The sequence below is a fragment of the Mesorhizobium sp. 113-3-9 genome (assembly GCF_016756515.1).
Taxonomy (GTDB): domain Bacteria; phylum Pseudomonadota; class Alphaproteobacteria; order Rhizobiales; family Rhizobiaceae; genus Mesorhizobium.
The window spans coordinates 7,225,429-7,237,851 of record NZ_AP023246.1; the positions used below are offsets into that span (position 1 = coordinate 7,225,429).

Below are 12,423 nucleotides of genomic sequence, written 5' to 3' on the forward strand. Positions count from 1 at the left end.
CGGGCGGTCCGAGCCGATCCTCATCACAGGAGGACGAGCCGTGGCAGATTATAGGGAAGCATTTGTCGGAATTGATGTCGCGAAGCTGAGGAACGCCATCGCAATTGCGGATTCCGGCCGGGAGGGAGAAGTTCGCTTCTTTGGCGAGGTCGACGCCTCGGATGAGAGCATGCGCCGAGTTATCCAGCGGATCGCCACCAAGTTCAACCGGGTGTATTTCTGTTACGAGGCCGGCCCGACCGGCTATGGTCTCTATCGGCTGATCCGTTCGCTCGGCCATGAATGCATGGTGGTCGCCCCGTCGCTAATCCCGAGGAAGCCTGGCGATCGGGTGAAGACGAACCGCCGGGATGCTCTTGCGTTGGCTCGACTGCTGCGCGCCGGCGAACTGACGGCAGTGTGGGTCCCAGATGAAGGTCACGAAGCGATGCGGGATCTAGTCCGCGCCCGGGCGGCGGCGGTCGAGACGCTTCGCGTCCACCGGCAGCATGTGAGCGCCTTCATGCTCAAGCACGGACGGATTTATCCTCGCAGGAAAGGCTGGTCGATGCGCTATCTGCGCTGGCTGCAGGAACAACCGTTCGATCACCCGGCGCATCAGATCGCGCTTCAGGAAATGGTTGAAGCAGTCCGCGTCTCGAAAGAGCGGGTCGAGCGACTTGAGGATGTGATCGAGGAGTTCGTTCCAACCTGGTCACTGGCGCCGATCGTGCGGGCTCTGCAGACGCTGCGCGGCGTAGAGCTGATCGTCGCCGTAACGTTCGCCACCGAGGTTGGCGACGTGCAGCGGTTCGAGAGCCCGCGCCAGCTCATGGGTTATCTTGGCCTCGTTCCCGGCGAACGATCGACCGGCGAGACCGTCAGACGGGGCGGCATCACCAAGGCAGGGAACGGTCGCGTTCGCCATATGCTGGTCGAGAGCGCATGGACCTACAGGCATCCGCCGAGGGTCGGTGCGAAGAAGCTGTACCGTCTGGAGCAGGCACCACCGAAGGTGCGGGAGATCGCCTGGAAGGCGCAGACGCGGCTGACCGCCCGCTATCGAATGTTGAGTGGACGGGGCAAGAGGACAACGGTGGTCTGCACCGCGATCGCCCGCGAACTGGTCGGCTTCATGTGGGCCGTTGCCCGGGAGGCGCAAGCAATCTGATCTGGTCGCCGCAGCGACATACATCATTCGCGCATGGGCGGAGGCGGGACCACGGCAGGGGAATGCCCGTCAGACGCTTTGTGGCCGGCAATGGCCGACGCCCGCAGTAAGATAGGAACAGCCCCGGACGCACAATCGGGAATGCGGAAGCCAACCCGCGCATCAGAGCTTGATCACCGACGTCCTTCAGTTCCGCCTCCACCCATGCGCGATCAGCAGAATGAGCAACCGTTCCTCGGATCGGTCGACCTCCTGTGTTCCAAACCTTGACAGCGGACATCAGAGCGGTGTTTCGGGACCACCTTTCGGGAGTGGTCGCGATCAGTGAGGTTGCCGGTTCTGCATTGGGATCGGAGATCGGCTTGTGTCTGGACTTGACCTTACGTTTGACCCGGAGCGGCAGCTTCGGCGTTTCGAGGTGATCAACGGTGCTGGCGGTCGGCGGCAGTGGTCGATGGATGACAAAGCGCGGATCATCGCGGAGACTGGAGCCGAATGCGATCATTTCCGAGGTCGCCCGCCCGTTAGGTCTCAGGCCGCAGCAGGTCTTCGCCTGGCGCCGCGAAGCGCGCAAACAGGTTGCTTCGGTGCAGCAAGATTCTCCTGCCTTCGTGCCGGCGGTTGTGGCGGCGCCGGAACCTGTAGCCAGGCATCCATCGAAGCAGCGGAAACGGCAAGCCACCCGAGACAGAGCGTCTGGAGCGCGCCAGGAAGTGCCGGACGAACCGCGGCGCGTTGCCACCCCATCTGCCGCGGGTGGAAATGATCATCGACATTGAGGACCATGCCTGCCCATGCTGCCGCAATGGCCTGCATCGGATCGGCGAGGACGTGAGCGAGCGGCTCGACATCGTTCCGGCGCAGCTGCGTGGCCCAAGCAAGCGTCGAGAGGCTGAGCGGCACGCCTTCGGGGGCATGGCGTTCAGCCTGGCGGCTGAGCGGCTGATGCTGGCCGAACTTCTCGAACAAGATCATCGCCAGCAAGCCGGGACCGGCCCAGCCTCGCGGGGTGGCTTGGAACGGCGCCGGAGCCTGGCTGATCGCCTCGCAGGCGGCGGCAGGTGAGCTTCTCCCGCACGTGCTGGATCACCTTCCATTGCCGCGGCACCACCTCCAGCGTCTCGGTGATATCCTTACCCCAGCTTGCGCAGCCGATTGACCGCCGCCTCTGACCATGCAGCGCCCGCTGCAGCTTCCGGATCGTCAGATGCTGATATGCTATCGGTGGCAACCATGCTCTGGAGTGCATCATAAAACGCCTCCGCTGACTCGCCTGAAATGACGCAAACAAAGCGTCTGACGGGCATTCCTGCCGTGGTCCCGCCTCCGCCCATGCGCAGGGTATACATTGACGCGCCGCGCCGATCAGGTGAAGCGTGCCTTCCCTGGGGAGCGACGGCCCACACGAGGCCGACCAGTTCGCGGACGATCGCCGTGTAGACGACGGTTGTCCGTTGTGCCCCGGGCGCTCAGCATGCGGTAGCGGGCCGTGAGGTGGACCTGACCCTTCCATGCGATCTCACGGACGTTCGGTGGTGCCTGCGTGCCTGCTCCAACCGGTACAGCTTCGCCTTACCGATCCGAGGCTGATGTCAATAGGTCAATAGGTCCGGGCGCTCTCGACAAGTATGTGGCGAACGCGGCCATTGCCCGCCTTGGTAATGCCGCCACGCCTGATTATTGTCTCTCCAGTCGACCGCTCGCCGGAAACGAGGCCGAGGCAGCCATGAGCTGGCGAGGGCTTTCAAAACGGCTCACTTCGACGACCTCGGCAGCGCGGTCACGGCGACGATCAGATTGACCCCACGCAATGTCTGGAGCGCTCGCACGATCGGGCGCCAGCGACTGTTGGGGATCTTCATTGCGAACCCAGACCACCGTCAGTTCGCCGGTGCACCGCAGCCTTGCCAATGAAAGCATCCCGGCGGTTCGTCTTCACCCGATCCGTCAACAAGTCGGCTCTGACTGGATCGGCCCCCATCAAAAAGCTCGAAAGTTGGGGCAACAAAGGCGGACTACAGCGTCGTTCGGCTGTAAACTGAGATATGACGTTTCGACCCCGCAGTGAAAGCGCCTCTCATCCAATCCCCCCAACGCTCAGCCAGCACCAGCCCTACGCATTCCGCCATTGTATCGACCTCCTGATGATAGACGTAACGAACGCGTTCTGGAAAACGTCTGACCGACGTACCGGAGAACCAGAGGACGCTTAGAAACAAGTTCTGGTTTACTGCATCGTGGATTTCCGTATTGACGAAGGTATTTTCGTTATCGACAAGCGCAGTAGTAATTTTCTGGCCGTTGACGAATCCCTCCAGGTCTGGCACACGCACCTCTAGCACCAAAACTCCGCGCTCATTTAGCACCTCGGCCGCACATCGCAGCCAAGCTATTTGCTCATCGCGGCTTAAGAGCCACATGAACGTGTCATAGACACAATAGACAAGATCGTAGCGTCGCTCTGAACTAAATTCGGCAATGTTCCCCTTCGAGGCCTTGACCATATCCGTCCGCATGGCGAGCAGTTTTAACATTTTTTCCGAGTTATCTATACCTTGGACCTTGACGCCGCGTTCACTCAACGGAATCGCCACACGCCCGTTGCCGATGCCAAGTTCAAGAGCACTCCCGCCGCGGGAATAGCGCTCAAGAAAGGTGGCGGTGGCAGCAGCCTCAGATACTCTGCCTAACTTTTCCGTATATTCTTGATATATTTGAGCAAATTCATCGTAGTATGCAACGTCATTTGCCATTTTTAATGTTCCTTCCGGCGTCGAGGTACATACCCGTTGCCCGGTCGAAAGGCCCCCAGCTTTGGTTATGCATTCTCGCGGGGTAGGACCTCTTTCTTAGATTGGCCAAAGGTCACGCAGCATTGCTGGAGTGGCAGCCTTTGCATCGTCAATCTTTGCTGCAGTCATACGGTCCGCAAATTGGGCTAGTATCGAGCGGGCAACCTCTTCCGGATCTAGTGCAGGGTCACTGTGGTCGCCAACGTGGATCCGGTCTAGAAATGAGTTCCGGCTTCTAATTATAGTTCGTCGGGCGGGATGCCAGCCCTCGTAATAAAAGCCGCGGAGTAAGGCTGGCAGCTGCGCGCCCAGGGAAACGGCCTGGTCGCGATCCACGCAATCGCGCAAGGCGTGCAGGGTCGCAATCAGGACTTGGTACACCTGCTCGCGATCATGCCAGCGAAGTCTCCACGCTAGATCGCTGATCCAATTATGGGCTCCTTGCAATGCGTTGTTGAGATCACGGCTCACGCACATGAGCATTCTCCTGTTCTCAAAGGTCTGTAAGGACCAACCTGACGCATTGCCTCAAGGAAAATGTTACCGCGCGGGTTCGTTGCCTCACCTAAAATGTTACCCGTGAAGGCGCATGTCGCCATGGTGCCTTCACTACCAGGGAGGCAACATGAAGACGAAGATGACACATGCCATGCGTATGGAACTGGCCAATGCGGTCAGGGATCGCTATGCGGCCGCAACGACCAAGGACAAGCGCCGGATATTGGAGGAGTTCATTGCGGCGACGGGGTATCACGAAAAGTCCGCAATCCGTGTCCTGAACAGCCACCCGGAGGCGAAGCACCGTCAGACCCGCCAACGCCCGTCGCTCTATGATGAGGCCGCTCGGGGCACGTTGATTGTGCTGTGGGAAGCTTCCGATCGAGTCTGCGGCAAGCGCCTCAAGGCACTGCTGCCCATTCTATTGCCGGCGCTGGAACGCAATGGACATTTGAAGCTCGAGGAGGAGATACGCCACAAGATCCTGTCGATGAGCGCCGCCACGATCGACCGCTTGCTCCAGATGCCAAGGCGCACCATGCGTACGAAAAAACCGCCAAGGGTTATGCCAGAGCCCCGGCGGCGCATCAAAATGCGCACCTTTGCTGACTGGAACGAGCCGCTTCCCGGCAGCATGGAAATGGACCTGGTCGCTCATTGCGGAGAGGCCAACCGCGGTAGCTACGTTCACAGCCTGGTTCTGACCGACATCGCGAGCGGATGGACGGAGGCCGCGCCCATCGTGGTCCGAGAAGGTACCCTCGTGGTCGAGACACTCGACCGGATCCGCACGGGCTTGCCCTTTGCCCTGAGAGCGCTGGATGTGGATAATGGCAGCGAGTTCGTCAACAACAGGCTGATCGAATATTGCCTCGGTCACGGCATCGAACTCACTCGCTCGCGGCCTTACCGTAAGAATGACCAAGCGTGGATAGAGCAGAAAAATGGTGCCGTGGTACGGAAGCTCATGGGGTATCGGCGCTTCGAGGGCTTGGCGGCGGCCAGAGCGATCACGCGCCTCTACGCGGCATCCCGGCTGTTCGTGAACTTCTTCCAGCCCTCGTTCAAGCTGGCTGCCAAACAGCGTGACGGTGCGAAGGTGGCTAAGCGCTATCATCCACCGCAGTCTCCCTGCGAGCGTCTCCTGCAGGCGGAGGCTATCCCGATGGCCGCCAAGAACAAGCTGCGCGAGATCGCCGGCGACCTCGATCCGCTGAAGCTGCTGGAGGAGATGCGAGCTGTCCAGGCTTATTTGGCGGCGCTGGCTGACGGCGAAACACCGCCACCGGCGACATCGGAACCGCCCAACCTGGCCGCGTTCGTAGCCAGCCTATCGAGCGCCTGGCATGCGGGCGAAATCCGGCCGACCTTCTCCATCGAAGCCAAACCGCGTTACCTGCGAAGTCTACAAAAGCTCTCGACACAAACCCTTATTGCGAGTCCCTCGCCGACGCTCAAACCGGTGATCCCACCCACTCCTCCCGCGACGATGCAGGAGAAGCCGAAGCCGGTCTACGCCGAGCCTGGCCAAGCCCGCGTCCAGGCGCTCCGCATGGTGTGGCCGATCGTTTGTCGCCGATTGGAGGAATTCCCCAACATCAACGCCACGCAGCTCTTCGAGGAGCTGTGCGTCCAGTTTCCAGGTCGATTTACCCGCAAGCAGTACAAAACACTCGTTCGACGGGTCAATCTCTGGCGCCAAGCGGCTCGCGCCCGCGGTGTTGTCGTTGGGCCAAAGACTTATCGTCGGCTCAACGACAAACCGCGCGGCCGACGTCCCGACATCTTTAAGGACCATTGGGAAGAGATGGCACGATGCCTTGAAGAGCGTCCGGATCAGACCGCACTTGAACTTCTCGTCGAGTTCCAGGTCCGTTATCCCGGACGATACAGCTTGCACCAGCTTCACACGTTGCAGAAGCGAGTAAGGGCGTGGCGACAACAAGCCGTGCAGCGGCTCATCGGCGAGGTCAGCAGCCTAGCGCCGTATGTCGCTTCAGATTCCGCACGTCTGGCGAGCGGGTAACATTCTTGGTGAGGCAGCCGGTAACAAAATTAGATGAGGCAACACGACACCAACCTGCTCTCCCTTGAGTTAGAGCCTGACTCGAAACTCGGTTAGGCACGACGCGGAGCTGCCCTGCGGCGAAGCATGAGGCGGATCGACGCGATGAAGATCCACGCCTCGGCGCTGGCGATGGTCGCCTCGAAGTCCTTGGCGAGCCGGCGACAACGTCCCAGCCAGGCGAAAGTTCGCTCGACGACCCATCGTCGCGGCAGCACCTCAAAGCCTTTGGCCGTGTCGGAGCGCTTGATGATTTCGATGGTCCACGTGCCCAGATCGGCCAGAGCCTGCGTCAGTTTTTCTCCGGCATAACCGCCGTCGGCGAATAGATGGCGCAACCACGGGTAAAGCTGTCGAATGGAGGCGATGACGCAGACTGCCCCATCCCTGTCCTGGATATCGGCCGTATGCACCGTCAGCCCGACCAGGTGCCCCTCGGTGTCGGTGATGATATGGCGCTTGCGGCCTTTGATCTTCTTGCCGGCGTCGTAGCCACGCAGACCGGCAACGTCCGTGGCCTTTGCCGATTGGCTGTCGATGACGCCGGCGCTCGGGCTCGCCTCGCGACCGAGGGCGAGGCGTGCCGCGGCCACCAGGTGGAAGTTGATGGTCCTCCACAGCCCATTGTCTCGCCAGGCATAGAAATAGCGTTGAACCGTCGAAACCGGCGGGAAGCGGTCCGGCAATGCCCGCCACTGGCAGCCCGTCCAGGCGATATAGAGGAGCGCGTCCACGACTGCCCGCAGCTCGGTCGTCCGCGGTCGTCCTGTCGCCTTCGCTCCAGGCATGAACGGCTCGATCAACGCCCATTCCCTGTCCGTCAACGCGTTTGCATCCCGCTGCCCCGCGCGGCAATATTGCCGGCGGGTGGCCTCCGTCCAACCCATGTCGTGATCCTGCTGATGCGATCGAGTGCCTGGCGAATGGCGGCATTGGCCTCGGCCAGCGAGAAGAAGGTCTGGTTGCGCAGCCGCCCCAGAATGCATGACTGGGCGAAACGCACGCCGTTCTCGACTTTCGATTTGTCCTTCGGCCGTCGCGGCCGTGCCGGAAGAACGCCGACGCCATAATGGGATGCCATCATGCCGTAGCTGCGATTGATCTCGGGATCGTAGAAGCTGGCGCGGCTGACACCCGACTTCAGATTGTCGGGGACGATCAGTCGGGGAACGCCATCAAAAAAACGAAACATCCTGACGTGCGAACCAATCCAATCAGGTAGTGTCTGGGTCCAGGTTGCTTCGGCATAGGTGAAGCTGGACGCTCCCAAGACCGCCACAAAGATCTCCGCCTCACGGAGCTCGCCGGTGTCTCGATCAACGATCGGGATCTTCTTGCCGGAATAGTCGACGAAGACCTTGTCGCCGGCGGCGTGTTCCTGGCGCATCGTCGGCGAAAGCCGCTGTTCGAAGCTGCGAAAGAGCTCGCAGAACCGGCTGTAGCCATATCCGTCGGGATGACTTCCTCGATACTCTTCCCACAAGATGAGGAGCGTGACGCCCGGCTTCTTGAGCTCGACGGCAAGATCGGCCCAGTTCGGCTCTGCGCGCCGCCGCGTGCCCTGTTTGACGCCATTGCGAGCGAAGAGTTTGTTCTCAAGCGCGTCATCGGTCAGCTCGCCTGGCAGGGGCCAGCTCAACCCGATTGCCGCTGCGCGCCGCAGATTATCCTGCACCGTACTGCGTGCTATTCCCAGCACGACCGCAATCTCGCGGGAGCTGGTCCCGCTTCCGGCAAGCCGAAGCATTTGTCTCAACTGTCTCATGGTCAGCCTTCTCTTTGCCGGCATCAAAATGTCCTCGTTCATCGCGAGGTAATTGATGCCAAAGTTGCTGACCCAGGAGGTAATCTTCAGTGCCGAAAACCGGCCGGTCTTTGGTTGGAATGGTGGCCGGCTTCATACCGGAATGGTGGCCGGTGTTTGATCGGAATGGCGGCCGGCTTCACGTCGGAATCCGCACGCTGGCGCAGATCATGCGCACTGGCTGGTATCGGCAGGTGCATGTCAAGAGCAGGCAGTGCCGGCTGTGGCGTTCGCTGCTGGTTGCCCGCCGCACGGTGCTGAACGAGATGCGTTCGATCGAGAACGTAGTGCGGGCGATCCTGCGCGAGGCCGGCGTCAAGCTGGGCCTGCCGTCGCGCAGCGCGTTTGCCGGCCGCGTGCGTGAATTGACGGGCGCTGACGCCGAGGTGATGGCGATGGTCGAGCCGCTGCTAGCAATCCTCGGTGTCATGTTGAGAGAGTTCGCCCGCCTGACGAAGCAGGTTCTCGACATCGTCCGCAATGAAGAAGTCTGCCGGCGGCTGAAGAGCGCGCCGGGCGTCGGGCCGATCACCGCGCTCGCCTTCCGCGCCACGATCGACCGGCCTGAGCGGTTCGGCTCGTCGCAGGCGGTGGGGGGCGCATCTGGGACTGACGCCGGCACGCTACCAGTCCGGCGAAACCGACATCCAGGGAAAGGTCAGCCGATGCGGCGACGAACTTGCACGCACCGCGCTTTATGAGGCGGCCCACACACTGCTGGTGCGATCGAAGAAGTGGTCGAGCCTCAGAGCATGGGGCATGAACATCGCCAGGCGGCGCGGCATGGCACGAGCCCGGGTCGCGGTCGCCCGCAAACTGCCCGTCATTCTGCATCGCATGTGGGCCGACGCGACCGAGTTCCGCTTTGAAAGGAGCCTGTTCACCTGGCCGCGTGAACTGAGACAGATCGAGGAGCAAGCAACACGAACAAAGCCTTCGCCCGAAAGGGCGATGCCCGGATCGTTCCCTGGGGACGATGGGCGAGGCGATCTCGTTGAGAGTCCCGAACCTGCCGGCCCAAGCGCGGCAAGGTCGTGAAACGGATTGAGACGCCTTCGCTCTCCTGACCCCATCATGCGGCGGCCCAAGCGCTGACCGCGAAGAGAAGCGAGTGACCCACGGAACGGTCCAGAAAAAAGTGCAGGAGCATCTTGACCAAAACGACCCCAATCAGAGAGGCTCTTAGATGACTCATGGAACCAGCGCTGCAACCAATAACGAAAACGCTGCATTCGTCCTTTCCGGCTTAAAGGCGCTTTGAAGAAATGATCCCGCTGGTGTGCCGTCATTGCCTCGTACGGGAGTTTGCTGGCATAACGCCGAATACCTACTGCAACTCCCGCGCGCGTCCGGCACCATTGCCCTTTTCCCATATGGACTCGTAGTTGCGCAGCATCATTTCTGCGACACTGAACGTGTTCTTGCCTTGGTGCGAAGTCAGGCGAACGTCAGTATCGGGGTAGATAAAGAAGGGAAGAGAAATGCGTTCGGCCGGACCACGGTGTACGACCTGATGCGGCGTACTCTTGAACCGGTCATCGCTCAAAGCCTGAAGCATGTCGCCCAGATTGACCACAAGACTGTCAGGGAGGCTCGGCGCCGGTATCCAACGCCCGCCGAACCATACCTGCAAAGAGCGCGTTGGGAGTTCCTCCTGCAGCAGCAACGTGAAGAAGCCGTTGTCTGTATGCTTGGCGGCCGCGCCGCCAGTAGACGGATACCGGATCACGCGTTGCAGCACCGTCGGCGGGCTGAAATGGCGTCGAAACCAGTCCTTTTCCATACCGAGTAGGTCGGCCAGCGCCATCCCGAGCTGCGGCACAACCCCGTCGAGCACGGTAGCCTGCAAAGTAAGTAGGCTTCGAGCGAAACCAGGAGCCAACTCGTCATCCGGAAGGCGGGTGCGCCCGGCAAACGGACGCCGGTCGCCTTCACTGTCGATTCCGAGGTCGAACATTTCCTTTGGATCTGGGCCGAACTCAGGATGTAACATTTCGCCGTGTAACGGACTATACCCTCGGGCGGTAGCGGGGTACACATCTTGAAAGGCGTGACCGTAACGTTCCTTGGTAGCCTGTGGTAATGCGAAGAACCGGCGGGAGGCGTCGATGGCCTGCGCAATCTGTTCTTTCGGAATCCCGTGCTCGATAAGGTAGAAGAACCCGTACTCCTCGCAGGCCAAAAGTAACCGGCGTTGCTCCTCGTGTCGCGTTTCATCAGAGGCCAGCTTCGCCAGTGATATTTGCGGTAGCGTGGTCATAATCTCTTCTCCCGTTCTTGCTTTGCCTTGATAGGGCTGCTGGAAAATTTGGTAATGTGCATTGTCTTCCCGACCTATCTGTTGTGGTCTTGACCGCTTGCTGGCGAGGGCACCGCCTTGAGCATGACCGAACCAGCTCGAGCACCCAATCTGGCCGGGCATGCCTAGGCGTGACCGCGGCAGGCCGTGATGTAATAATTGTCCATGGATCCCGCAGCGGCGGCTTTCACCAGTTTGCAAACCTCACATTCGGACTTTTTCGCAACTGGCCCATTGGTGAGAATGCCTGAATCACTTTCAAATTCCTCACCAACACGTATAATATCCTCTAGCCCAGTGGACAATATATGATGTATTAATTATATGCGAACTATTGTTATGTAGCATACGACGCTGTTTAATGTTGTTCGCCGAAATCTTTTGACGCATCTGCCTTAAGGCGACCCGGAGCTCGGTCAAAATGTCACCTGAGAGTGCGACCTGAACGTCACAGCAGTATGGCTGCGATTTTTCCTTTTTTGGTTGGGCAGGGGAATTGACCTGAGACCCTGAACTTCCTCCAGATTTGGGTAGAGTGCGTCGATCACGGAGACGGACGATGCGACCATCACGGTTTACGGAAGAGCAGATCATCGGGATGCTGAAGGAGCAGGAGGCCGGCGCGAAGACGGCTGATGTCTGCCGCAAGCATGGCATCTCGGCAGCGACCTTCTACAAGTTCAAGGCCAAGTTCGGCGGGATGGAGGTGTCCGACGCCCGTCGCCTGAAGGCTCTGGAAGATGAGAACGCCCGGCTGAAGAAGCTCTTGGCCGAGCAGATGCTCGACAACGCGATCCTGAAGGATGTTGCCGCAAAAAAATGGTGACGCCCGATGCGAAGCGGAAGGCGGTGGCTCATGCCTGCGAGGCGTATGGGGTGAGCCAGCGTCGGGCGTGCCAAGCCCTGAGGATCGATCGTGCGACGGTGCGCTACACCAGCATCCGTCCGGACGACGCTCCGTTGCGCGAGGCGATGAAGGCCGTGGCGGCAGAGCGCCGGCGGTTCGGTTACCGCAGGATCCACGTCATGCTGGACCGGCAGGGGATCGTGATGAACCAGAAGAAGCTGCGGCGCCTCTACCGGGAGGAGAAACTGCAGGTGCGCCGGCGCGGCGGCCGCAAGCGAGCGCTGGGCACACGCAGACCGATGCTCGTTCCGGATCGCGCCAACGCCCGCTGGAGCCTGGACTTCGTCTCCGACACCTTCACCGACGGCCGTCGCTTCCGGGTGCTCGCTGTGGTCGACGACTATACGCGGGAGTGTCTGGCGCTGATCGCCGACACCTCGCTGTCGGGCCTGCGCGTCGTGCGCGAGCTCGACACCATCATCCACTGGCGCGGGCGGCCCGCCATGATCGTTTCGGACAACGGCACGGAGCTGACCTCCATGGCGGTCCTGCGCTGGTGCCAGCAGACCGGCGTCGAATGGCACTATATCGCGCCGGGCAAGCCCACGCAGAATGCCTTCGTCGAGAGCTTCAACGGGCGCCTCAGGGACGAGTGCCTCAACGACACGCTGTTCTCGACGCTGTCCAACGCCCGCAACGCCATGACCTCATGGAAGGAGGATTACAACCACCACAGACCACACTCGGCCCTCGGCAACATGCCGCCGGCTGAGTTCGCAATGAAATCCACGCTGGGAAAACAGGCCGCATGAGGCCTGAAACGAAACCAGGACTCTCCCTCAAGCCGGAGGAGATTAGGGTCTCAGGTCAGAATCGAGGCGCGGAAGCAATAGCGGCTCTCGGGCTAGGACAGTCGTGTAAGCTATCGATGTCCATCCGCCTGCCCGTGGAGTCCCCAGCGTGATAAG

General features: G+C 60.6%; 9 protein-coding genes and 4 pseudogenes. 6 read left to right on the top strand and 7 right to left on the bottom strand.

The features are described 5' to 3' along the window. Nucleotides 1-40: 40 nt before the first annotated feature. The 3 genes and pseudogenes from MesoLj_RS34495 to MesoLj_RS34505 form a co-directional block, all read left to right on the top strand. Nucleotides 41-1,150, top strand: coding sequence for an IS110 family transposase (locus MesoLj_RS34495; RefSeq protein WP_202327589.1), 1,110 nt, complete (start codon nucleotides 41-43; stop codon nucleotides 1,148-1,150). Nucleotides 1,151-1,608: 458 nt separating this feature from the next. Continuing rightward, the gene (locus tag MesoLj_RS36960; RefSeq protein WP_202327592.1) at nucleotides 1,609-1,929 is read left to right on the top strand and encodes a transposase; all 321 of its coding nucleotides are present in this window, start codon (nucleotides 1,609-1,611) and stop codon (nucleotides 1,927-1,929) included. After that, nucleotides 1,865-2,020: pseudogene (locus MesoLj_RS34505) on the top strand (IS66 family transposase zinc-finger binding domain-containing protein); the annotation flags it as partial. The gene MesoLj_RS36960 and the pseudogene MesoLj_RS34505, both read left to right, overlap by 65 nt. Here the strand turns inward: MesoLj_RS34505 and MesoLj_RS34510 are convergent. The 4 genes and pseudogenes from MesoLj_RS34510 to MesoLj_RS34525 all read right to left on the bottom strand — a co-directional run. Further along, nucleotides 1,973-2,288 (bottom strand): annotated as a pseudogene (locus MesoLj_RS34510) (IS66 family transposase zinc-finger binding domain-containing protein); the annotation flags it as partial. The pseudogenes MesoLj_RS34505 and MesoLj_RS34510 sit on opposite strands and share 48 nt — an antisense overlap. Nucleotides 2,289-2,523: 235 nt before the next feature. Further along, nucleotides 2,524-2,985: pseudogene (locus MesoLj_RS34515) on the bottom strand (transposase); the annotation flags it as partial. Nucleotides 2,986-3,165: 180 nt separating this feature from the next. Further along, complete coding sequence (locus MesoLj_RS34520) at nucleotides 3,166-3,903, bottom strand: class I SAM-dependent DNA methyltransferase (RefSeq protein ID WP_202324270.1); 738 nt, start codon at nucleotides 3,901-3,903, stop codon at nucleotides 3,166-3,168. A gap of 96 nt (nucleotides 3,904-3,999) precedes the next feature. Next, entirely contained in the window at nucleotides 4,000-4,425 is a 426-nt protein-coding gene (locus MesoLj_RS34525) for a DUF2267 domain-containing protein (protein WP_342215819.1), read from the bottom strand. A gap of 142 nt (nucleotides 4,426-4,567) precedes the next feature. Here MesoLj_RS34525 and MesoLj_RS34530 point away from each other — a divergent pair, with 142 nt between their 5' ends. Beyond that, entirely contained in the window at nucleotides 4,568-6,466 is a 1,899-nt protein-coding gene (locus MesoLj_RS34530; protein ID WP_202324275.1) for an integrase catalytic domain-containing protein, read from the top strand. A 92-nt stretch (nucleotides 6,467-6,558) separates the two neighbouring features. On the opposite strand, the gene MesoLj_RS34535 is transcribed toward MesoLj_RS34530, so the two are convergent. Both MesoLj_RS34535 and istA read right to left on the bottom strand, forming a co-directional pair. Then, complete coding sequence (locus tag MesoLj_RS34535; RefSeq protein WP_202324277.1) at nucleotides 6,559-7,392, bottom strand: IS5 family transposase; 834 nt, start codon at nucleotides 7,390-7,392, stop codon at nucleotides 6,559-6,561. Further along, nucleotides 7,326-8,312, bottom strand: a complete 987-nt coding sequence (istA, locus tag MesoLj_RS34540; protein WP_244730590.1) for an IS21 family transposase — start codon at nucleotides 8,310-8,312, stop codon at nucleotides 7,326-7,328. Before istA ends, MesoLj_RS34535 begins: the two co-directional genes overlap by 67 nt. 149 nt (nucleotides 8,313-8,461) lie before the next feature. On the opposite strand from istA, the pseudogene MesoLj_RS34545 reads away from it, so the two are divergent. Beyond that, nucleotides 8,462-9,176 (top strand): annotated as a pseudogene (locus MesoLj_RS34545) (IS110 family transposase); the annotation flags it as partial. Between the two features lie 460 nt (nucleotides 9,177-9,636). Here MesoLj_RS34545 and MesoLj_RS34550 read toward each other — a convergent pair. Beyond that, nucleotides 9,637-10,569 (bottom strand): isopenicillin N synthase family dioxygenase, encoded by a 933-nt coding sequence (locus tag MesoLj_RS34550; protein WP_027056493.1) that lies wholly within the window; start codon nucleotides 10,567-10,569, stop codon nucleotides 9,637-9,639. A 598-nt stretch (nucleotides 10,570-11,167) separates the two neighbouring features. Between MesoLj_RS34550 and MesoLj_RS34555 the strand changes: the two genes are divergently transcribed. Beyond that, a protein-coding gene (locus MesoLj_RS34555) for an IS3 family transposase (protein ID WP_446720347.1) occupies nucleotides 11,168-12,267 on the top strand; the annotation gives its coding sequence in 2 pieces (ribosomal slippage) (nucleotides 11,168-11,417 and nucleotides 11,417-12,267; 1,101 coding nt in all). The last annotated feature ends 156 nt before the right edge of the window (nucleotides 12,268-12,423 follow it).